Genomic DNA, 22,289 nt, shown 5'->3' on the forward strand with positions numbered 1-22,289 from the left:
TGCTGCTGTTGTTGCGACGGCGACGAGGAGCTGAGGTGATGGCGATCCCGGCAGGACTCGAACCTGCGACCAACAGCTTAGAAGGCTGCTGCTCTATCCAGCTGAGCTACGGGACCGTAGCAGGGCAGGGACCATTTACCTGATTTTGACGCAAAGAAAACCGCCTTGTGGGCAAAGCCGGCGCTGCCGCTCTAAAATTCTGCGGTCAATTTGGATTGCACCGCATGGCAAGGTCGATCGATGCAACTCCAGCAGAGCTGGCTGAACGCGAATGCTGTGGAGAAATGAGTTACGTTCCTCAAGGTGGCTCTCCGAAGCAGCGGAATTTCTCCGCCGAAAACGATTGAAGAGGCGCTGACCACACCGTCCGCAGCGGTGCTCGCGATGTCCAACGACGCGACGCCGCCGGTGCTAATTAATTGTACATGAAAGAGAATCTAGGGTGCATCGATCTTCGCTAGACGTGTAGCTGATCCTGCTCACCTGATCTTGCCAAAACAAACTTGACAGGTCCGCAGCACGTGTAACAAACTAATGAAATCGATTGCAGAGATTTCCGTTGGGAGCGATGCAGCCGATTACGCAGCCAGCTCGGGATGCCTCACAAGAAGGTAGCCTTGCGGCTGGCAGTTTCGCGGGAGCGCAAGGCTCCAAGTGATCGTTGGGAGGATACCCTTATGAAGAAGTTTACGGTGGTTGCCGCTATGGCGACCGCTCTGCTCGGTTCCACGGCCATCCATGCCGCTGAACTCGAAGTCACCCACTGGTGGACCTCGGCTGGTGAAGCCGCTGCCGTCGCCGAATTCGCTCGCGTTTACGAAGAGCAGACTGGCAACACCTGGGTGGACAGCGCCCTGTCCGGTTCGGGCACTGGTGCCAACCCGGTGATCATCAGTCGCATTATCGGTGGTGATCCGATGGGCGCTACCCAGATGAACACCGGCCGTGACGCCGAAGAGCTCATCCAGGCCGGCCTGATGCGCGACCTGACGCCGATCGTCGAGGAACTGGGTGCCCAGGACTTCTACGTCGATCCGTCCCTGCTCGAGCCGTGCACCTATGATGGCAAGATCTACTGCTTGCCCGTCAACATCCACTCCTGGGACTGGCTGTGGCTCTCCACTGCTGCCTATGAGGAAATCGGTCAGCCGGTTCCGACCACCTGGGACGAGTACGTTGCCAGCTGGCCAGCGCTGGAAGAAGCCGGCATCCTGCCCTTCGGCCTCGCTTCGGGTTGGCCAATCGCCGGCATTCCGGGCGCCATGCAGGCAGCCATCGGTGGTAGCGACCTCGTGCTCGCCATCAACCGCGACAAGGATGCAGAAGCAGTCCGCGGCGAAGACTTCCGCCGCTACGCCGAAGCTTGGGATGCAGTCCGTCAGGTCGTCTCGTCCGAGATGATGCTGCCAAACTTTGCCGACGTCGGTAACCAGCTCCTCGAGGGCGAAGCTGCCGGTAACATCCACGGTGACTGGCTCCAGGGAGACCTGCAGATCGCCGGCGGCGTGCCCGGCGAAGACTATGAGTGTCTGCCAGCCCTCGGCATGGGTGACCAGATCTCGGGTGGCGGCGACTCCTTCTACTTCCCGGTTCTGCCTGAAGGCACCGACCAGGAAGTGCTCGACGCGCAGGCCGATCTCGCCCGCACGCTGATCAGCCAGGAAGCCCAGCTCGCTTTCAACCTAAAGAAGGGCTCGATGCCGATCCGCACCGACATCGATCTGTCGCAGGCCAACGCTTGCATGCAGAAGGCGCTCGAGCTGCTCGACAACGGCCTGCTGCCTTCGGGTGACTTTGCTCTCTCGAGCGACACCCAGCAGCAGCTGCAGGATCTCAACATCGAGTTCCTGAACGACGACAGCATCACCGTCGATACCTATATCGACCGGTATGCCTCGATCATCGAGTCGGCTGACTAACAGCCTTAGAGTAGTGTACAGTCCTTAGTCACTGTACGGCGGCCGGCTTGGTCCTCCATGCCGGCCGCTCATTATGGAGAACAACATGGCGGATCTGGCGGTCCAGCAGGCGCGTAAAGGTCGCGCCGCGGGCGGTGTATCGCGCTTCCTGCACAACACCTTTGTTCGCAATCTCTCTGCGAAGATCGCAGCTGCGCCGATGATCGCGACGGTTCTGGTCGTCTTTATCGGCTGTACGATCTGGACGGTCTGGTATTCGTTCACCAATTCTCGGTTGCTCCCCACCGGGGATTTCGTCGGTTTCCAGCAATATGAGCGTCTCTTCGCCACTGCGCGCTGGAACGTGTCGGTCTGGAACCTGGTGATCTACGGCGCCTTCTCGCTGGTGTTCACCATGGTGTTCGGCTTCCTGCTGGCCGTGCTCATGGACCAAAAGATCCGGTTCGAGAACGTCTTCCGCACCATCATGCTCTACCCCTTTGCCCTCTCGTTCATCGTGACGGGTCTGGTGTGGCAGTGGATCATGAACCCGACGCTGGGTTTGCAGGGAACAATGCGGAACCTGGGTTGGACGGGCTTCAGCTTCGACTGGCTGAACAATCCTCGCATGGTGCTCTTTGCGCTGCTGATCGCCGGTCTCTGGCAAGGCGTCGGCTTTGTCATGGTGCTGATGCTCGCCGGCTTGCGGGGCATCGACGGGGAAATCTGGAAGGCCGCACGCGTTGACGGCATTCCCACCTGGCGCACTTACCTTTCTATCGTCCTGCCGATGATGCGCGGCGTCTTCGTGACCGCCGTGGTGCTCGTCGGCTCGGGCATTGTGCGGCTCTACGACCTTGTCGTGGCGCTCACCGATGGTGGCCCGGGCATCGCCTCGGAAGTGCCCGCCAAGTACGTTTACAACTACATGTTCGGCGCCGGAAATATCGCCCAGGGCCTGGCTGCATCCACCATGATGCTGCTGACCGTGGTGATCATCATCATTCCATGGGCCTATCTTGAATTCGGCGGAAGGGGCCGCCGCTCATGAGCGACACCGTAACCATGCCCGCCGGGGCTCCCCCGGCACGTCATACCAGCACTAGCAGCGACCCGCGTGGTCCCCGGCCAAAGCCGTTCTTCACGCCCAAGAAGATCGTTATCTATTCGATCCTGCTCTTCGCCTCGCTCTACTTCCTGTTCCCGCTCTATGTGATGATCACGACATCGTTCAAAACGATGCCGGAAATCCGCTGGGGCAACATCTTTGCGCCGCCCATCGAGCCGACGGGCGAAGCCTGGCACAAGGCTTGGTTCAGCGCCTGTACGGGCCTCACTTGTAACGGCCTCAATCCCGGTTTCTGGAATTCGGTCCAGATTACCATCCCCAGCACCATCGTTTCCATCTTCATCGCAGCGGTGAATGGTTACGCGCTGGTCAACTGGAAGTTCAAAGGGTCCGAGCTTTTCTTCGCCGTTCTCGTTTTCGGCTCGTTCATCCCCTACCAGGTGATGCTCTATCCGTTGGTGATGCTGACGCGCGAAATGGGGATCTTCGGCAGCCTCTGGGCCGTCATCCTCGTCCACTCGATCTTTGGCATGCCGATCCTGACGCTGTTGTTCCGCAACTACTTTGCGGCGTTACCCGTGGAATTGTTCAAGGCGTCTCGCGTCGATGGCGCCGGCTTCTGGCGGATCTTCTTTGAGATCATGCTGCCCATGTCGCTGCCGATCTTTGTGGTGGCCATGATCCTGCAGGTCACCGGCATCTGGAACGACTTCCTGTTCGGCGTGGTCTTTGCGGGTACGCAGAACTATCCGATGACGGTGCAGCTCAACAACATCGTCAACTCGGCCCAGGGCTCGCCGGAATACAACGTCAACATGGCGGCGACCATCCTTACCGGTCTCGTGCCGCTCTTCATCTACTTTGTTTCAGGTCGCCTGTTCGTCCGCGGCATCGCGGCTGGTGCGGTCAAGGGTTAAAGACATGCAGCATAGCGTTTCCATTCGCGATCTCTCGCTCAACTTCGGCAACGTCAAGGTGCTCCAGCACCTTGACCTCGACATCGCCCAGGGCGAGTTCATCGTTCTGCTGGGGCCCTCGGGCTGCGGCAAGTCGACCCTGCTCAACTGTATCGCCGGGCTTCTGGACGTGTCCGACGGGCAGATCTTCATCGGTGGCAAGAACGTCACCTGGGAAGAGCCCAAGGACCGTGGCATCGGCATGGTGTTCCAGTCCTATGCGCTCTATCCGCAGATGACCGTGGAGCGGAACCTCTCCTTTGGCCTGCGTGTCGCCGGCATGAAGAAGGACGAGGTCAATCGCCGCGTCCAGCGCGCCGCTGAGATCCTCCAGATCGAACCGCTGCTCAACCGCAAGCCGGTGGAACTCTCGGGCGGTCAGCGCCAGCGCGTTGCTATCGGCCGCGCCCTGGTGCGGGACGTGGACGTGTTTCTCTTCGACGAGCCGCTGTCCAACCTCGACGCCAAGCTGCGCTCCGATCTGCGCGTCGAGATCAAGCGCCTCCACCAGCGCCTGAAGAACACCATGATCTACGTGACGCACGACCAGATCGAGGCGCTCACGCTGGCCGACCGGATCGCCATCATGAAGAATGGCATCATCCAGCAGTTGTCGGACCCGCACACCATCTACCACAAGCCCGTCAATCTCTATGTGGCCGGCTTCATCGGCTCCCCCTCGATGAACTTCATCGAAGGCAAGCTGACCGACAATGGCTTTGTGGCCAATGATGGCACGGCCGTCCCTTATGCCGGCTATGAGTTCACCGGTGGGCGCCCCGCCAATGGCAATGCCGTTCTGGGTGTGCGTCCCGAGCATATCGTTTTGGGCGAAGACGCGCGGGCCCTGCCGTTCTCCACAGAAGCCGAGATTGAGATCGTCGAGCCCATGGGGTCCGACACGCTGGCCTGGACCACGCTGGCCGGCAAGTCGATCACGTTCCGTGCGGCCGGCGATGTGGACATCCGCGCTGGACAGAAGGTGTTGATCGGCTTCGATCCAGCACGCGGTTCGCTGTTCGACACGGAATCGACCAACCGCATTTAATCTAGTTCGCTTCTAGGGCGCCCCTCCGGGGGCGTCCTTCCTCGCCGTGCAGTCAATCTTACCTTCGCAGCAGTCAGTCGGGCTTTTCGACGGGACGGAGTGCGGGCACAGGCGTAGTGACATCGCTCGATGCCACCTGACTTCCACACATTCTAAACGAGGCCAAAATGGACTTTTCGTACCAGCTTTACAGTGCGCGCAACGAGGCGTCGCTCGATGACACCCTCAAGACGCTGAGCGGCCTTGGCTACAAGCAGGTCGAGGGTTGGGGCGGTCAGTTCAACGACCCCGCTGCTCTGGCGCAAAGCCTCAAAAATGCCGGTCTCACCATGCCAACAGCCCATATGGGCTACGCCCAGCTTCAGGATACTGACGCCGCGCTGCGCATTGCCGATACCGTCGGCATCCAGACCGTCTATTGCCCGGCTCCTCCTTCGGAAGAATATCGCACTGGCAGCGGTGACTGGCAGGGCTTTGCAGAAGGCCTCGCCAAGATCGCAGGCGCATTCAAGACCGCCGGCAAGGGCTTTGGCTACCACAACCACCATTGGGAATTCGCCAAGGGTGCTGACGGCAAGACCCCCATGGAGATCATTCTTGATGCCTCTCCCGATCTGCAGTGGGAAATGGACCTGGCTTGGGTCGTGAAGGCCTCCGAGGATCCGATCGCCTGGATGGATAAGCTGGGGAGCCGCATTACCGCCGTGCACGTCAAGGATATCGCGCCAGCTGGCCAGAATGCCGACGAAGATGGTTGGGCCGATGTGGGCCACGGCTCGCTGGATTGGAAGACGCTGCTGGGCGACGTTAAGTCCAAGACCAAGGCCACCTATTTCGTTCTGGAGCACGACAAGCCGAGCGACGCCATACGCTTCGCACGTCGCTCCATGGATACGCTCAAAGGTTTTGGAGTCTAAATCATGGCTAAGACTTATGGCGTCGGCATCATGGGTGCCGGCAATATTTCGGGCGCCTATTTGCGGCTCGCGCCGCTGTTCAAGGGCCTTGAAGTCCGCGCTGTCGCTGACATCGTTCCCGAAGCCGCCCGCAAGCGCGCGGAGGAATTTGGCGTTGCGGCACAGACCCCGGACGAGCTGCTCAAGAACAGCGAGTTGGACGTGATCGTCAATCTCACGATCCCGGCGACCCATTTCAGCGTCTCGATGGACATCATGTCGGCGGGCAAGCATGCCTATTCCGAGAAGCCTTTCGTGCTGACGCTCGAAGAGGGCAAGGCTCTCAAGCAGGCTGCTGATGAACGCAATCTGAAGGTCGGCAGCGCGCCCGACACCTTCCTCGGTGGCGCCCACCAGCAGGCGCGCGAGATCATCGATAGCGGCAAGCTGGGCAAGATCATGAGCGGCACCACGCATGTGATGAGCCGCGGCATGGAGCATTGGCATCCCAACCCGGATTTCTTCTTCCAGGTGGGTGCCGGTCCGATCCTCGACATTGGGCCCTATTATGTCACCGACCTGATCCACCTCATCGGGCCGGTCAAGCGCGTCTCCGCTTTCACCAATATGGCTCGCACCGAGCGCGAAGTAACCGCTCCAGGTCCTTACCAGGGCACCAAGATCAAGGTCGGCACGCCGACCACGATCCACGGCGTTATGGAGTTCCATTCAGGTGCTATCGTCACAATTGGCGCTAGCTGGGATGTGGCCAGCCATGGCCACCATAATATCGAGCTCTACGGTACCGAAGGTACAATGTATGTGCCCGATCCCAACTTCTTTGGCGGTGATCTCGTAACCACCGACATCGAGGGTACCAAGACGTCGGTGACGCCGTGGGATCACCCATTCGGCAAGATCAACCAGGACCAGGACAAGCCAACCCCGCGGGCAAATTACCGCACGGCTGGTCTGGCGGACATGATGGCGGCGATCGAAGGCGGCTATACCGCCCGTTGCGGTCTCGATGTGGCACTGCATGCCGTCGACGTGATGACGAGCTTGCTTAAGGCGGGAGAAACCGGCGAAGTGCTGACGCTGAGCACCACCTGTGAGCGGCCATTGGCCCTGGGGCCGGATGACGCCCGCGCGCTCCTCAAATAGCTGAGGACCGTGCCTCATTGACAGCTGTCGGAGGCCGGTAAAGACTGAACCTGATTTGCAGGCGGCGGCGCTCCCGCCGCCTGTTCTATGACCGGCACCAGCCGCCACTGAATCAAGGCTCCGAATGGAGCAAAGCAGAGGAGACGATCATGCGCACCATCAAGGGACCTGCAATCTTTCTGGCCCAATTTGCCGGCGATACCGCACCCTTCGACACTCTCGACAACATCTGCCGTTGGGCGGCAGGTCTGGGCTATAAGGGCGTGCAGATCCCCACCTGGGTTTCGAGCTTCATTGACCTCGAGAAGGCCGCAAACTCAAAGACCTACGCCGATGAGGTGAAGGGAACTGTTGAGAGCCACGGCATGGAGATCACCGAACTTTCGACCCATCTGCAGGGGCAGCTGGTCGCGGTCCACCCCGCTTACGATGCTGCCTTCGACGGCTTTGCGCCCGCTTCGGTGCACGGCAATCCTAAGGCCCGTCAAGAATGGGCGGTTCAGACCATGATGAATGCCGCTAAGGCTTCTCAAAATCTCGGTCTAAAGGCACATGCGACCTTCTCGGGTGCTTTGGCCTGGCCTTACCTATATCCATGGCCGCAGCGCCCGGCCGGTCTGGTCGAGGAAGCGTTCGATGAGCTCGCCCGGCGCTGGACGCCCATCCTCAATGCCTTCGACGCGGCGGGGGTGGATGTCTGCTACGAGATCCATCCTGGTGAAGACCTGCACGATGGCATCTCCTACGAGATGTTCCTGGAGCGCGTGAACAATCACCCGCGCGCCAATCTGCTCTATGATCCGAGCCACTTCGTGCTGCAGCAGCTCGACTATCTCGACTATATCGACATCTACAAGGACCGCATCCGTGCCTTCCACGTGAAGGACGCCGAGTTCAACCCGACGGGTCGTCAGGGTGTCTATGGTGGCTTCCAGAGTTGGGTTGACCGGGCAGGGCGGTTCCGCTCCATCGGTGACGGCCAGGTCGACTTCCCCGCCATTTTCTCCAAGCTCACCGCCAACGACTTTGACGGCTGGGCCGTGCTGGAATGGGAATGCGCGCTCAAACACCCAGAAGATGGTGCCCGCGAAGGTGCCGAGCTCATCCAGAGCTACATCATCCGGGTCACCGAAAAGGCCTTCGACGATTTCGCTGGCGCCGGCACGGATCAGGAAGCCAACCGCAAGATGCTCGGCCTGAGCTGAGGCCGCATCGACGACCACTGCGTGTCGCCCCGGCGAATGCCGGGGCTCATCCTGAGATTTCAAGATGGATTCCCGCCGGCGCGGGGATGACAACGAGGGGAAGTCAGCCGAATGCAGAAACAATACGAGGAGGCAAGAAATGGCTGAAAACGGCGCAAGGCGCATTCGCCTGGGCATGGTGGGCGGCGGCACGGGAGCCTTTATCGGCTATGTGCACCGCATCGCGGCTCGCATCGACGGGGACTATGATCTGGTGGCGGGAGCGCTGTCGTCCCGGCCGGAAGTCGCCAAGGAATCGGGGAAGAACCTTGGTCTCGCTGAAGACCGCACCTATACCTCCTACGAGGAGATGGCTCGGGCGGAAGCCGAACGTCCCGATGGCATCGAGGCAGTGGCGATCGTCACCCCCAACCACATGCATTTCGGCCCCGCCAAGGCATTCCTGGAAGCGGGCATTCACGTTATCTGCGACAAGCCGATCACGTCGACGCTTGAGGATGCGCGCAAGCTTGCAACCATCCAGCCAAAGAACGGGGCCAAGTTCCTGCTGACGCACAATTACACCGGTTACCCGCTGGTCCGGCAGGCTCGGCAAATGGTCGAGTCCGGTCTGCTCGGCAAGATCCGCGTCGTTCAGGTGGAGTATCCGCAGGACTGGCTGACCGAACCAACCGACGACGACAACAAGCAGGCGGCCTGGCGCACCGATCCCGCCCGTTCCGGCGCCGGCGGGGCCATCGGTGATATCGGCACCCATGCCTACAATCTCGCCCGCTTTGTGACCGGCCTCAAGACCGACGCCGTGTCGGCGGATCTGACGAGCTTCGTGCCGGGCCGGCAACTCGACGACAATGTCCACATTATGCTGCGCTTTGGTGGCGGCGCCAAAGGCATGCTCTGGGCGAGCCAGGTGGCCGTAGGCTGCGAGAACGGCTTGCAGTTGCGGGTTTACGGCGAGAAAGCCGGGCTCGAATGGCGGCAGGACAATCCCAACTACATGTGGTTCACCGAATTCGGCAAGCCCAAGCAGTTGTTGACGCGTGGCGGCTCCATCTCGGTGCCGCCGGCGGCTTCGATGAACGTGCGTATTCCCTCAGGCCATCCAGAGGGTTACCTTGAGGCCTTCGCAACGCTCTATAGCCAGTTCGCGGCCGTGATCCGCGGCGAAGGCGGCGACTTCGAAGGGTTGCTGCCCAGCATGGCCGATGGAATCGAAGGTATGGAGTTCATCATGGCGTCCGTGCAGTCTAGCAAAAACGACGGCAAGTGGACCAACCTGAGCGAAGTCTGAACGACTTTTCCGTGCAAGCAGCGGTTCGGGCGCACTTTTCGCCCGGACTGTTCCTGATCGCGGCCAAACTGCGCAACAGTTCGACGTCGATAATGGATGGAAAAGGGAACGCCTAGTGCGTCCAGGGCGCCTTGCGGTCGTGCCGGAAATTGTCGGGATAGCTGACGCGCTTGGGCGTCGACGCATGTGCCGGCTGCACCCAATAGGCCAGCCCATTCTTATGGCAATAAGCCTCGGCTGCCTCGAGCGAATCGAAGCTCAGCCGGATCTGGCGGCGGGTATCGTTGGAACTGGTATAGCCCATCAGTGGATCGATCTCGCGCCGATCCATCGGCTCATGCAGCAGAACCCACTGCTTTGACTTGCCTTTTCCCGATTGCATCACGTTCGCGGAGGGGCGGTAAATACGCGCAGTCATGCAAAGTCCTCAACACGATGCTTGCCCAAAAGGGCGGCGATGGTCGGAGTACAAAGATTCGAACTTTGGACCCCCGGTTCCCAAAACCGGTGCTCTACCAGACTGAGCTACACTCCGAGATCGCCAGCTTCCGTTAGCCTGTTCAGCGCCAAAGGGCAAGGGCAGGATGCACCGAGACGCGCGATTGTCGTGGATTGCTTGCCGACGGCACTAACGCGCCGCCGCATAGCGCTCGAGGGCGGCCGCGAGGTCGGCCTTGAGGTCGTCGATACCCTCAAGCCCGATATGGAGGCGGAAGAGGTTGCCCTCCTCGTTCCACGGCACGGCGCTTCTCGCCCGCCGCGGGTCGACGGGAATGCAAAGGCTCTCGTAGCCACCCCAGGAATAGCCCATACTGAACAGCTGGAGGTGGTCCACAAAGGCGGCAATCGCCGCGCGCGGGGCAGGGCGCAACAGTAGGCCAAAGAGGCTCCCCGAGCCGGTGAAGTCTCGCTGCCAGAGAGCATGGTCGGGGTGGCTAGGGAGAGCGGGGTGGAGCACGCGCAGAACTTCCGGCTGCCCCTCAAGCCAGCGGGCGATTTCGAGCGCCCGCTGCTGATGTTCCTTCATACGAATGGCGAGGGTGCGCAGGCCGCGGGCGACGAGGAACGCTTCGTCTCCCGAGGTGAAGAACCCCAGCAGCGCGCGTACGCGCTCCACATCGGCCCAGGCAGTTTCCGTGGTCGATATGGTGCCGGCAAAGGCGTCGGAGTGGCCAACGAACATCTTGGTGCCAGCATGCACCACGATATCAGCGCCCAGGCTCAGTGGGACATGATAGAGCGGGCTCGCCCAACTATTGTCGACGATCAGCCGGGCGCCGCCGGCATGGGCTGCCGCCGCGAGAGCCGGGATGTCCTGCACCTCGAAGGTAATGGAGCCGGGGCTCTCCGCGAGGACGGCGCGCGTGTTGGGCTGCATGAGTTCCGCAAGGCCAGAGCCGATTCGCGGGTCGTAGTAGCGGGCAGTGATGCCCATGCGCTCCAGAAACCCATCGGCGAACTTGCGGCCGGGCTCGTAGGCGCTGTCGGTAATCAGGAGGTCGTCGCCCGATTTGAGGCAACTGAGCAGGGCAATGGTGATTGCCGCCAGGCCTGACGGCACGAGGCGGGTGCGGTAAGCGCCCTCGAGTTCGGTTATCACCGATTCGACACTCTCCGTCGTAGGGTTGCCGGCGCGGCCATAAAGGAAGCGCTGCTGCTGGGCCTCGATATCGGCCAAAGATCTGAACAGCACAGTGGAGCCCCGATAAACGGGGGTGTTCACAAAGCCGAACTGATCTTCCGGAACGCGTCCATGGTGGGTCAGCACTGTCTCAATGGAGCCAGGGTCTTTGCTGTTTTGGTGGTCACTCATCCTAGGCTCACTGCTTAGATTTCCATCAGTTCGGCCAGAGTGGCTAAATATGAGACAGCAATGCTGTCCCAACGGCCCTTCTACCCTTGACGCAAGGGCCAAGAGGCGCTTGCATGCTTAGCAGCATCACACCGTCTTTCAATGGCGGCGGTGCCACCGGGGGCGCTGGCTTCGGCCGAAAGATCTCCGGGACACAAAGGTCAGGAAACGAAAAAGGCTAAGCAATGCAGAAAACGCTCGTAACGCTTGCTGTCGCGACCACGCTGGGTCTCGGCTCCACGGCTGCACATGCAGCAACTCTCGACGACGTAAAGGCAAAGGACTACGTACAGTGCGGCGTAACCGGTGGCGTGCCCGGCTTCTCGGCTCCTGACGCAAACAACAACTGGACCGGCCTCGAAGTCGACTTTTGCCGCGCTGTGGCCTCGGCGATCTTCGACGATGCCGACAAGGTCCGCTATACCCCGCTCACCAGCCAAGAGCGCTTCGCGGCTCTCTCCGCCGGTGAAATCGATATCCTGTCGCGCACTACCACTTGGACGATGAGCCGCGACACTGACCTCGGCATCATCTTTGCTGGCACCATGTATTATGATGGTCAGGGCTTTATGGTTCGCGAGGCCGACGGCATCGAATCCGCGCTTGATCTATCCGGCGCCGCCATCTGTATCGAATCGGGCACCACAACCGAGCTCAACGCCGCCGACTATTTCGAGACCAACGGCATGGAGTTCACCCCTGTCGTGTTCACCGATCAGGACGAAGTGGTGAAGGCCTTCGAAGACGGCCGCTGTGACGTCTACACCACTGACTCGTCCGCTCTGGCTGCTGAACGCTCCAAGCTGGCCAACCCAGACGATTACGTCATTCTGCCCGAGATCATCTCCAAGGAGCCGCTGGGGCCAGCCGTTCGCCAGGGTGATGACCAGTGGTTCTACATCAATCGTTGGACCTACTACGCACTGCTCGAAGCCGAAGAGCTCGGCGTGACCCAAGCCAATGTCGATGAGATGCTCGGCTCGGACAACCCAGCAATCAAGCGTCTGCTTGGTGTCGAAGGCGAATTCGGTGCACCAATCGGCCTGCCGAACGACTGGGCTTACCGTATTATCAAGAACGTCGGGAACTATGGCGAGATCTTCGACCGCCACGTTGGCCCGGATACCGAAATCGGCCTGGAGCGCGGACTGAACGCCCTCTGGACCGACGGTGGCATTCAGTACGCGATGCCGATCCGCTAAGGCGAAACTGTTCCGGCGCCCTCAGAGGGCGCCGGTTCTTTGTGGCGTGCGTTCGCGGCAGATTCGGCACTTCAAGCCATGTGCGGGCTAGTCTCTCCGAAAGGGTGAGACCTGAGCCGTGCTGAGTTGATTCCGATCACATGCCAGCGTGCCGCCCTCTGCTAGGGGACTCCGCCACATGGCTGTCCAAGACAATCGTCAGGCCGCGCCACGAACGGCCTTCTACAATGACCCTGTTATTCGGGGCATCATCTACCAGGTGGTCGTCGCGGCAGCGGTGGTGCTGTTTTTAGCCTGGATCATCGTCAATACCGCACAGAACCTTGCTGCCCAGAACAAGTCGACGGGCTTTGACTTCCTGTTTCAGACTTCCGGCTTCGGCATCAGCTTCTCGCTTATCCCGTTCGACCGCTCCTCCTATTATTGGGAGGTGTTTCTCGTCGGGTTGCTGAACACGTTGCTGGTTGCGGTTATCGGCATCTTTTTCGCTACTATATTGGGCTTTGTGCTCGGCGTGGCGCGCCTCTCATCCAACTGGCTCGTGGCTCGGTTCGCCACGATCTATGTGGAAGTGATCCGCAACGTGCCGCTGCTGTTGCAGCTCTTTTTCTGGTACTTTGCGGTTCTCAAAGCGATGCCGGCAGTGCGCCAGTCCTTTGAGCTGCCCTTTGAGACCTTCATCAATCAGCGCGGCATCGTCATTCCGCGGCCCTTGCTCGACAGCGAGATGACCTTGGTGGGCATCGCACTGGCGCTGAGCCTAATTGGAGCTGTCGCGGTCATTCGCTGGGCGATAGGAGCGCGTGCAGGCACGGGACACTATCCCAGGGCGGTTGTTTGGGGCTCGCTGGTCGCCAATCTCATCGTGACTTTCGCGTTCGGCTATCTCGCCTGCAGTCTGCTGCTCACGGTGGTGCCAGCGCTTTCAGCCATTCCAGCATTTCCACTTATCGGTGCGTTGGTTTTGACGGGGCTGTCCCTCACGCAGTACGGCAATTATGGCCGCGCTTTCATCGGGTTTGTCCTGACTTGGTCCGCGATGGCGTTCCTGCTCGCCGGAATGTTCCCGGCAGTTCCCCCCGTGATCGTTGCCATTGCTGCGGCTTTGACCGGCCTCGCCGTAGGGTGGATCATGCTCGCCGGCAATGGCCGACCCGCCACCGACGGCAAGTTTCCGGTTGCCTTGCCGCTTCTGCTGATCATCGGCATTCCAGCTCTGGTTTATTGGGTGACCGGTGCATCCCTCGCGTTCGAGGTGCCGGTACTCGAGCGCTTCAACTTCACTGGTGGCGTGCAGTTGGTGCCTGAACTCGTAGCGCTGGTGTTCGGTCTGACCATCTATACGGCCGCCTTTATTGCGGAAAACGTACGAAGCGGCATCCAGGCCGTGAGCAAGGGGCAAACTGAGGCGGCTGCCTCGCTTGGTCTTAAGGAAGGGGACCGGCTGCGCCTGGTGGTTATTCCACAGGCCATGCGCGTGATCATCCCTCCGTTGACCAGCCAGTATCTGAATCTCACCAAGAACTCATCCCTGGGTGCGGCGATTGGCTATCCCGAACTCGTCAATGTCTTCATGGGGACCACGCTGAACCAAACTGGCAAGGCGATCGAGGTGATCGCCATCACCATGGGCGTCTATCTGACGCTGTCGCTGCTCACATCGGCCTTTATGAACTGGTACAACGGGCGTGTGGCCCTGGTTGAGCGCTAGGAGAACAGAGATGGCATATACCTTTGTTCGCCAGGACATGATTGGAGAGCGGCCGGCGCCGGTGAATACCAGCGGCCCCGGCGCCTGGCTGCGGCGCAATCTCTTCGCCACGCCGGCCGACGCCTTATTGACTATTCTGTCTGTCGTGGTGCTGGTTTGGGCGATACCGCCGATCTACAACTTCATCGCCCCCACATTCCTGGGCGGCGATGCAGTTGCGCCGGGTGGTACGGTGGAAGATTGCCGCATCGAGAATGCGGGCGCGTGCTGGGCCTATATCTCGGCCCGCATGTCCTTCTTCATCTATGGTTTCTATCCACCCGAGGAGTATTGGCGGCCCAACATCGTTTTCGCTCTGGGCGCGCTGCTGCTTTTTCCGCTACTGGCGCCAAAGGCGCCCTTCAAGCGGACCAATGCCGTCCTGTTCTTTCTCGTTTTTCCGGTGATTGCCTTCTATCTGCTCAATGGCGGTGTATTCGGCCTTCGACCGGTGCCGACAGAGCAATGGGGTGGCTTGATGGTGACGCTCATCATTTCGCTGGTGGGCATCTTCGGCTCTATTCCGCTTGGGATCCTTCTGGCGCTGGGACGCCAGTCCAAGCTACCGATCATCAAGACGCTCTGCATCATGTTCATCGAGCTCTGGCGCGCGGTACCGCTGATTACCGTGCTGTTTATGGCCTCGATCATGCTGCCACTGTTCATGCCGCAGGGCACCACGGTCGATAAGCTGCTCAGAGCCCTGGTCGGTGTCACGCTGTTCTCCTCGGCCTATCTCGCAGAGGTGGTGCGTGGCGGATTGCAGGCACTGCCGCGCGGCCAATATGAGGCGGCTTCGTCCCTCGGGCTGAGCTATTGGAAGTCGATGTGGTTCATCATTTTGCCGCAGGCGCTCAAGCACGTCATCCCCGGCATCGTGAACAGCTTCATCGCCCTGTTCAAGGATACCTCGCTGGTCTCCATCGTCGGCATTTTCGACCTGCTCAACACCGTACAGGCGGCCAGCTCGGACATCGACTGGTCCTCACCGACACAGGCGATCACCGGCTATCTATTTGCCGGCTTCGTCTTCTGGATTTTCTGTTTTGCCATGTCGCGTTACTCCATTTTCATGGAACGGCGACTCGACACCGGCCACAAGAGGTAGCGCTATGAGCGACACACTTACTCCCACTGCGGACAACGCGGTCGATCACTCGCACATGAAGGTCTCCGAGACCGACGTCGCGATCGACGTCGTTGGTATGCACAAATGGTATGCCGACTTCCATGTGCTCCGGGACATCAATCTGCGGGTGATGCGCGGCGAGCGCATCGTTATCGCGGGGCCCTCCGGCTCGGGCAAGTCGACGCTGATCCGTTGCATGAACCGGCTCGAGGAGCATCAGGAAGGGCAGATCGTCGTCAACGGCGTCGAACTGACAGCCGACCTCAAGCGCATCGACGAGGTGCGACGGGAAGTCGGCATGGTGTTCCAGCACTTCAACCTCTTTCCGCACCTGACCATTTTGCAGAACCTCACCCTGGCGCCGATCTGGGTGCGCGGTACGCCCAAAGCTGAGGCGGAGGCGAGTGCCATGCACTATCTCGAGCGGGTGAAGATCCCCGAGCAGGCGCATAAATTCCCCGGGCAGTTGTCCGGCGGGCAGCAGCAGCGCGTGGCGATTGCCCGCTCGCTCTGCATGAACCCCAAGATCATGCTGTTCGATGAGCCCACTTCGGCGCTGGACCCCGAGATGGTCAAGGAAGTGCTCGAGGTGATGATCAGCCTGGCCGAGGAGGGCATGACCATGCTCTGCGTGACCCACGAGATGGGGTTTGCGCGTCAGGTAGCCAACCGGGTGATTTTCATGGACCAGGGGCAGATAATCGAGCAGAACGATCCCGACGCATTCTTCTCCAACCCGCAGCACGAGCGCACCAAGCTCTTCCTCAGCCAGATACTGCACTAGAACCGAGCGCCAGCCGCTTCCAGCTGGCGCCGCGGGCTTGTCGAAAACACCAATTGTTCAGCAGGCCCGGCTTGACCGGCGATGCATGCCTGCCAATATGCGCCGGCGAGTTAGGAAGGCCGGGTTGACTAGGCGTTTGATGAGAGTTTTGGCCGGTGCGACCGCGCTGGGGCTTGCCCTGGTGTTGCCCGCCCTGGCGGCAAATGGCGATACGCTCCAGGCGGTGCGCGAGCGGGGTTTCCTTGTTTGTGGCGCCACCGATCCATTGCCGGGATTTGCCCAGCAGGATGCCGATGGCCGGTGGTCGGGATTCGACGTTGACCTCTGCCGGGCAGTGGCTGCAGCGGTGTTCGGCGACCCCAATCTGATCGAGTTCCGGGCGCTGCGAGGTGAGGGTCGGTTCGCGGCCCTGCAGAGCGGGGAGATCGACGTGCTGGCCCGCAACGGGCCTTGGACGCATCGGCGCGATACCTCCTATGGTGCCACCTTCGTGGCAGCCAGTTTCTTTGACGGGCAGGCCTTCCTCGTCCCGCAATCGTTGGGGCTGGTCTCGGCCTATGAGCTCGATCAGGTCAGCATCTGCGTGACGGATGCGACCGGCGATCTGCAGCGTCTGCGGGAGTTCTTCTTCGAGAACCAGGCGGCTTTCACCAGTGTCGTATATGAAGACGTTGCCGATTTGGCGGTGGCCTATCAGGCGGGGCGTTGCCAGGTAATATCGGCCGCGGGGCGCCAGCTGCAGGCGATCCGGCGACAATTGCCCGATCCCAATGTCCATCGCATTTTGCCCGAGCGGATTTCAAAGGAGCCACTGGGGCCAGTGGTGCGGCAGGGCGACGATCAGTGGTTCAACATCGTCGAATGGACGCTGTTCGCGCTGATCGACGCGGAGGAGGTGGGGATCACTTCGCTTAACATCGAGTCCCTGGCAGCAACGCGCACGCCCGCAGTGCAGCGCATTCTAGGGCTGAACGAGGACTACGGATCGGCACTCGGGCTGCCGCCCGACTTCATGGCTGATGCCATCCGTGCAGTGGGCAATTACTCCGAACTCTACGACCGCCATTTTGGGCCGCAGACCGGCGCGGCGCTGCTGCGGGGGCAGAATGCCCTGTGGTCCAATGGTGGGCTGCTCTATGCCCCGCCAATCCGTTAGCCCTCAGCAAAGAGCAGGCTGACACGCCGGTTCTGCTTACCCTTTTTCTCGATTTTGCCGAGCTTTAAGCGCCCGATTTCAGCCGTCGACTGCACATGCGTGCCTCCGCATGGCTGCAGGTCCACATCGCCGATGCGGATGAGGCGCACGCGGCCATGTCCCATCGGAGGCTTCACGTTCATGGTCTTCACCAAGTTCGGATTGGCCGTCATTTCTTGATCGGTGATCCACTCCTGACTGACTGCGTGATCTGCCGCGACAAGGTCATTCAACCGGCGCTCAAGTGCTTCGGTGTCTTCCGGAACGTCCGGCATATCAAAATCCAGCCGCCCCTTGTCCTCGCCGATAGAGCCGCCGGTGACGGGAAACGGCAGGACGACGGAGAGGAGGTGAAGTGCTGTGTGCATGCGCATCAAGCGGTGGCGGCGGTCCCAGTCGATGCTCGCGATGACCTTCTCCCCAGGTGGCGTGGCGGTAGAGTTGCCGTCCACTACATGGGCGATGCGCGCCTTGTCGCCTTCCGGGTGGATGGCCGTTGTCACAGTAAGCATGGTCCCATCCGCCAGTGTGATGGTGCCGCTGTCTCCGGGCTGCCCACCGGAGGCTGCGTAGAACACGGTGCGATCCAGCACGAGGGCGCCGTCGGGAGTGACCTCCAGGATCGTGGCATCTGTTGATTGCAGGTAACTATCGTCGCGAAACAAGAACTGGGTCATCATGGCCTCAGAGTAGGGGAGAGAGCAGGCGCGCAGCCTGAGCGATAAAGCGCATGGGAACCGAGCGATTTTCAACTTCCTCCTGCGTCACCACACGGCAGCCAGCGAAATCCTTTTCGAGCATCTCTTCCACCGATTTCAGTGTCTCCTGATCGGTGAACCACAGCGTGATTTCGAAATTGATGGCGAACGAGCGGTTGTCGAAGTTGACGCTGCCGATCGAGGCGATGTGGTCGTCCATCAGCACCACCTTCTGGTGCAAAAAGCCATCCTGGTAGCGGTAGACAGGGATGCCGTGCTGAACCATCGAGTCCGCATGCGCGATGCTGGCAAACCAAACTACCTTGTGGTCTGGCACGTTGGGCAGCATCAACCGCACGTCCACACCGCGCAGCTTGGCGGCGAAAAGTGCAGTGCGGATGTCGGTGTCGGGCACGAAGTAAGGGCTCACGATCCAGATGCGCTCGCGTGCCCGGCCGATCAGGTCAGTGTAGGCAATAGCGCATTCTTCGAGCTTATCAGCCGGACCGGTCCCCATGACCAAGACAGATTTGTCTCCTGGTGTATTGACGGTTTCGGGCGGGGTGGAGGGCAGGACTTCCCCGGTGGCCCATTCCCAGTCCTCGCGGAAGAGCAGGGCGCAGCCGAGCGCAGCCGGGCCCGACACCCGAACATGGGTGTCACGCCAGTGGCCGAGGCGCGGGTCCTCGCCGAGATATTCCACGCCGACATTGTGGCCGCCGGCCCAGGCATGTTCGCCGTCGACGACGACGATCTTGCGGTGATTGCGGTAGTTGATACGTGTCGGGCCGAAGATGCGCAGAAACTTGTGGCGCTGGTTGAACCCGGCGACTTTGATGCCCGCTGCCCGCAATTGCGTACGATATGCCTTGGGCAGAGCCGTGCTGCCAACATCGTCATAGAGCAGATAGACACTGACGCCGGCATTCGCCCGCTCGATCAAACGATCAGCAAGCTCACGACCCAAGGCGTCGTCGCGGATAATGTAGAACTGTACCAGCAGGTAGGTCTTGGCCTGAGCTATCCCTTCAAAGATCGAGTCGAAGGTGGCTTTTCCGTCGACCAGGACCTCGACTTCGTTGCCACTCAGAAATGGAACTTCCGAGACCTTAGTCTGGACCGGCCAGGAATGGCTGGTCTCCCGATCAATAAGCTTGAGGTCCTTGGCGCGCAGCGGACGTGCGGCCCGGCCGTTCCGGATGCGGTCGGTGGCGTAGTCGTCGAACGCCTTCCAGCCGAAGACGAGATAGAGAAAGGCTGTCGGGAAAGGCAGCAGGGCAAGCGACAGCAGCCAGGCAATTGAGCCTTGGGAGGTGCGCGAGTTCATTACCTCGCGGACGGCACACACCATGGCCAGCAGGTAAACCAAGGCCATTGCCCCGGCGAGAAAATGTAGCTCGGCACCAAAGGCGCGGAGGATGTCGTCTATGCCGAACAAAGAACAAGCCCATGACGCTGAAGGAGCCGCACTCTATCAGCGTCGGCGAGATGGACAACTCTCTCGCGTTAGTCGGGATCTCGGACCAGTACGTCGGAAATGTCGATTGCTTCCCGATCACTCATCCAGGGTGGGACCGGCAAGCCCTTGCTTTGGAGGAAAGCCGGGTTGAACAGCTTGGAGGCGTAGCGATTGCCGTAGTCGCACAGGATCGTGACAATGGTCTTGCCTGGACCCAGATCCTGAGCCATGCGAACGGCGCCAGCGATGTTGATGGCGCTGGAGCCCCCCAAGCATAACCCCTCATGCTGCAGCAGATCGAAGATGTAGGGCAGCGCCTCGGCATCTGGAATCTGATAGGCATTGTCGATCTGCAAGCCTTCGAGGTTAACGGTAATGCGCCCTTGCCCAATGCCCTCGGTGATGGAATTGCCTACCGACTTGAGTTCGCCCGTCTTAAAATAGCTGAAGAGAGATGCCCCTTCGGGATCGGCGAGCCCGATCTTTACGTCAGAGCTGCGGGCGCGCAGTGCCTCTGCTACCCCCGCCAATGTGCCGCCGGAACCGACTGCGCAGATGAAGCCGTCGATGCGACCTCCAGTCTGCTGCCATATCTCTGGACCGGTGGTTTCGACATGCGCGCGGCGGTTGGAAACATTGTCGAACTGGTTGGCCCAGACTGCACCGCCGGGCAACTCACGGTTGAGCTTGTCGGCAAGCCGGCCAGAAATCTTGATGTAGTTGTTCGGGTCTCGATAGGGCTTCGCCGGCACTTCAATCAACTCGGCGCCATAAAGCCGAAGGGCATCCTTCTTTTCCTGGCTCTGCGTCTCAGGGATCACAATGACCGACTTGAACCCGAGTGCGTTGGCGACCAAGGTTACGCCGATCCCGGTATTGCCAGCGGTGCCTTCCACGATGGTGCCGCCAGGCTTGAGAGCACCGCTTTGCACCGCATCATGAATGATGTAGAGCGCCGCCCGGTCCTTCACCGACTGGCCGGGATTCAGGAATTCCGCCTTGCCCCAAATCTCGCAGCCGGTGAGTTCAGAGACCCGGTTGAGACGGATGAGAGGCGTGTTGCCGATGGCGGAGAGGAGATCTTTGTGCTTGGCCATATCGCTGTTCTGGGACTTCCTGGAGGTGCTCAATGGTATGGATGGGGTGCGGAGGCGGCAAGCCTAAAGCCTCATGACAGCAGGTCTTTTCTTCGCGAGTGCTTCGCGGGCAATGTAAGCGCGGGGCTGGGTGAGGCTGCGCAAGTCTATTCCGATTTTACGAGCGCCGCCGCAGCCTCAAGCGCACGTGAGCGGCTCGTTCGCAGGTCCACAAGGGGTGGCGGATAGTCTCTTCCGTGTACAATTCCGGCACTCCTAAGAACGTCAGCAGGCGCTTCACCCGGCCGATGCAGCCACCTGTCAGGAAGTCTTGAGAGCTCGGGCACCCAGTGGCGGGTGTAAGCGCCGTCGGCATCGAACTTTTCCCCTTGGGTGACGGGATTGAATATGCGGAAGTATGGCGCCGCATCCATGCCGCTACCGGCCACCCACTGCCAACTTGCCGGATTATTGGCGGGATCGGCATCCACTAGACAGTCCCAGAACCATTCTTCGCCCAGGCGCCAATCGATCAGCAGGTTCTTGGTAAGGAAGGATGCAGCGAGCATGCGCACGCGGTTCTGCATGAACCCGGTGGCCCACATTTCGCGCATTCCGGCGTCCACGATTGGAATGCCGGTTTGCCCACGCTGCCAAGCGGTAAGCTCGCCGGGAGCTGAGCGCCACTGCATGCCCTCATATTTCGGCTGCATGGGCAGCTTGCCGATATCGAGGCGGTGGAAGAGCTGGTGGTAGCTGAAGTCTCGCCAGGCAAGCTCGGAGAGGAACTTCTCGATGGCCCCTTGCCGGTCCGGTTCCGCTTGCGCCAGAGCAAGGGCTGCATGCCAGATTTGCCGCGGGCTGATCTCGCCGAAACGTAGGTGGGGCGACAGGCCCGATGTCGCGCGCCGGTGCGGAAAGTCCCGGCCCTCACTGTAGGAGGCCAGGAGCTGATCGAAAAACTCCTCGAGCCGGCGGAGGGCTGCGACTTCTCCGACGCGCCAATGAGAGGTTAGTTTCGTGCTCCACTGTGGTGGGCGATAATCGCCGTCGACCGCAGGGGTGGCAATCGCCGGCAAGTTCTGCAAGGCGGGCGGTTGGGGAGCAGAAATTGGCTGCTGGCGGAGGGTTTTCCAGAAGGGTGTGAAGACGGAATAGGGCTTGCCCTGTCCGGTCGCGATCTCCCAAGGCTCCACCAGTACATTGCCGGGGAGGGAGGACGCGCGTACGCCTAGTGCTTGGAGCTCTTCCTTGATCAGGTGATCTGTCTCACGCTCCCCAGGAGCGTAGCGACGATTCCAGAAAACCGTGGCGGCGGATAGCTCTTGGGCAAACGCCGGCAACAGAATACGGCTGTCACCGCTCTCCACCAGGAGCTCGACCCCGTTCTCTGCCAGATCAGCGGCAAGCGACCGGAGGCTTTGGTGAAGCCACCAGCGACCTGCAGCGCCAGTCGGGCGCACGCCCTCGGTCTGCTCGTGCACGTAGAGTGCTACGGTTCGCCCGGGCTCAGCTGCCGCTGCGCTCAGGGCGGGATTATCAGCGACGCGAAGATCGTTGCGGAGCCAGACTATGTTGGTTGCTGCCATGGAGCCCTCCGGGGTCGGTACGCGCACA

At 60.5% G+C, this 22,289-nt stretch carries 19 protein-coding genes and 2 tRNA genes; 13 read left to right on the forward strand and 8 right to left on the reverse strand.

The features are described from left to right. Positions 1 to 39: 39 nt before the first annotated feature. A tRNA-Arg gene (locus QOV41_RS10120) sits at positions 40 to 116 on the reverse strand. Positions 117 to 677: 561 nt separating this feature from the next. Between QOV41_RS10120 and QOV41_RS10125 the strand changes: the two genes are divergently transcribed. From QOV41_RS10125 to QOV41_RS10160, 8 genes are all read left to right on the forward strand, one after another. Then, positions 678 to 1,919: an ABC transporter substrate-binding protein gene (locus QOV41_RS10125; RefSeq protein ID WP_284576352.1), complete on the forward strand. Its 1,242-nt coding sequence runs from the start codon at positions 678 to 680 to the stop codon at positions 1,917 to 1,919. An 85-nt stretch (positions 1,920 to 2,004) separates the two neighbouring features. Continuing rightward, positions 2,005 to 2,949, forward strand: a complete 945-nt coding sequence (locus tag QOV41_RS10130) for a carbohydrate ABC transporter permease (RefSeq protein ID WP_284576353.1) — start codon at positions 2,005 to 2,007, stop codon at positions 2,947 to 2,949. Next, complete coding sequence (locus QOV41_RS10135; RefSeq protein WP_415926702.1) at positions 2,946 to 3,884, forward strand: carbohydrate ABC transporter permease; 939 nt, start codon at positions 2,946 to 2,948, stop codon at positions 3,882 to 3,884. The genes QOV41_RS10130 and QOV41_RS10135 overlap by 4 nt, the downstream gene beginning before the upstream one ends. Positions 3,885 to 3,888: 4 nt before the next feature. After that, positions 3,889 to 4,971, forward strand: a complete 1,083-nt coding sequence (locus tag QOV41_RS10140; RefSeq protein WP_284576354.1) for an ABC transporter ATP-binding protein — start codon at positions 3,889 to 3,891, stop codon at positions 4,969 to 4,971. Positions 4,972 to 5,138: 167 nt separating this feature from the next. Then, the gene (locus tag QOV41_RS10145; protein ID WP_284576355.1) at positions 5,139 to 5,888 is read left to right on the forward strand and encodes a sugar phosphate isomerase/epimerase family protein; all 750 of its coding nucleotides are present in this window, start codon (positions 5,139 to 5,141) and stop codon (positions 5,886 to 5,888) included. A gap of 3 nt (positions 5,889 to 5,891) precedes the next feature. Further along, the gene (locus QOV41_RS10150; protein WP_284576356.1) at positions 5,892 to 7,031 is read left to right on the forward strand and encodes a Gfo/Idh/MocA family protein; all 1,140 of its coding nucleotides are present in this window, start codon (positions 5,892 to 5,894) and stop codon (positions 7,029 to 7,031) included. Between the two features lie 149 nt (positions 7,032 to 7,180). Further along, entirely contained in the window at positions 7,181 to 8,236 is a 1,056-nt protein-coding gene (locus QOV41_RS10155; RefSeq protein WP_284576357.1) for a sugar phosphate isomerase/epimerase family protein, read from the forward strand. A gap of 139 nt (positions 8,237 to 8,375) precedes the next feature. After that, positions 8,376 to 9,527 (forward strand): Gfo/Idh/MocA family protein, encoded by a 1,152-nt coding sequence (locus QOV41_RS10160; protein ID WP_284576358.1) that lies wholly within the window; start codon positions 8,376 to 8,378, stop codon positions 9,525 to 9,527. A 112-nt stretch (positions 9,528 to 9,639) separates the two neighbouring features. Here the strand turns inward: QOV41_RS10160 and QOV41_RS10165 are convergent, their stop codons facing one another. From QOV41_RS10165 to metC, 3 genes are all read right to left on the reverse strand, one after another. Continuing rightward, positions 9,640 to 9,945, reverse strand: coding sequence for an ETC complex I subunit (locus QOV41_RS10165; RefSeq protein ID WP_284576359.1), 306 nt, complete (start codon positions 9,943 to 9,945; stop codon positions 9,640 to 9,642). Positions 9,946 to 9,985: 40 nt separating this feature from the next. Next, positions 9,986 to 10,062: transfer RNA gene (locus tag QOV41_RS10170), tRNA-Pro, on the reverse strand. Between the two features lie 93 nt (positions 10,063 to 10,155). Next, positions 10,156 to 11,340: a cystathionine beta-lyase gene (gene metC, locus QOV41_RS10175; protein ID WP_284576360.1), complete on the reverse strand. Its 1,185-nt coding sequence runs from the start codon at positions 11,338 to 11,340 to the stop codon at positions 10,156 to 10,158. A gap of 224 nt (positions 11,341 to 11,564) precedes the next feature. Here metC and QOV41_RS10180 point away from each other — a divergent pair, with 224 nt between their 5' ends. The 5 genes from QOV41_RS10180 to QOV41_RS10200 all read left to right on the forward strand — a co-directional run bounded on the left by QOV41_RS10180 (position 11,565) and on the right by QOV41_RS10200 (position 17,400). After that, positions 11,565 to 12,581, forward strand: a complete 1,017-nt coding sequence (locus tag QOV41_RS10180; protein ID WP_284576361.1) for an amino acid ABC transporter substrate-binding protein — start codon at positions 11,565 to 11,567, stop codon at positions 12,579 to 12,581. Between the two features lie 178 nt (positions 12,582 to 12,759). Beyond that, on the forward strand, positions 12,760 to 14,292 hold the full coding sequence (locus tag QOV41_RS10185; protein WP_284576362.1) for an amino acid ABC transporter permease: 1,533 nt from the start codon (positions 12,760 to 12,762) through the stop codon (positions 14,290 to 14,292). Between the two features lie 10 nt (positions 14,293 to 14,302). Then, positions 14,303 to 15,439 carry an amino acid ABC transporter permease gene (locus tag QOV41_RS10190; RefSeq protein ID WP_284576363.1) on the forward strand — a complete coding sequence of 379 codons (1,137 nt, stop codon included), beginning with the start codon at positions 14,303 to 14,305 and terminating at the stop codon, positions 15,437 to 15,439. Positions 15,440 to 15,443: 4 nt separating this feature from the next. Then, positions 15,444 to 16,244 (forward strand): amino acid ABC transporter ATP-binding protein, encoded by an 801-nt coding sequence (locus QOV41_RS10195; RefSeq protein WP_284576364.1) that lies wholly within the window; start codon positions 15,444 to 15,446, stop codon positions 16,242 to 16,244. Positions 16,245 to 16,383: 139 nt separating this feature from the next. After that, on the forward strand, positions 16,384 to 17,400 hold the full coding sequence (locus QOV41_RS10200) for an amino acid ABC transporter substrate-binding protein (protein ID WP_284576365.1): 1,017 nt from the start codon (positions 16,384 to 16,386) through the stop codon (positions 17,398 to 17,400). Here the strand turns inward: QOV41_RS10200 and QOV41_RS10205 are convergent. The 4 genes from QOV41_RS10205 to QOV41_RS10220 form a co-directional block, all read right to left on the reverse strand. Next, positions 17,397 to 18,116 (reverse strand): alanyl-tRNA editing protein, encoded by a 720-nt coding sequence (locus QOV41_RS10205; protein ID WP_284576366.1) that lies wholly within the window; start codon positions 18,114 to 18,116, stop codon positions 17,397 to 17,399. The genes QOV41_RS10200 and QOV41_RS10205 overlap by 4 nt on opposite strands. Positions 18,117 to 18,123: 7 nt before the next feature. Then, positions 18,124 to 19,575 (reverse strand): cardiolipin synthase, encoded by a 1,452-nt coding sequence (gene cls, locus QOV41_RS10210; RefSeq protein WP_284576367.1) that lies wholly within the window; start codon positions 19,573 to 19,575, stop codon positions 18,124 to 18,126. A gap of 68 nt (positions 19,576 to 19,643) precedes the next feature. Continuing rightward, positions 19,644 to 20,693, reverse strand: coding sequence for a cysteine synthase A (locus QOV41_RS10215; protein ID WP_284576368.1), 1,050 nt, complete (start codon positions 20,691 to 20,693; stop codon positions 19,644 to 19,646). Between the two features lie 146 nt (positions 20,694 to 20,839). Then, the gene (locus tag QOV41_RS10220) at positions 20,840 to 22,261 is read right to left on the reverse strand and encodes a cryptochrome/photolyase family protein (RefSeq protein WP_284576369.1); all 1,422 of its coding nucleotides are present in this window, start codon (positions 22,259 to 22,261) and stop codon (positions 20,840 to 20,842) included. Positions 22,262 to 22,289: the final 28 nt, after the last annotated feature.

This window comes from Devosia sp. RR2S18 (genome assembly GCF_030177755.1).
Classification (GTDB): domain Bacteria; phylum Pseudomonadota; class Alphaproteobacteria; order Rhizobiales; family Devosiaceae; genus Devosia; species Devosia rhizosphaerae.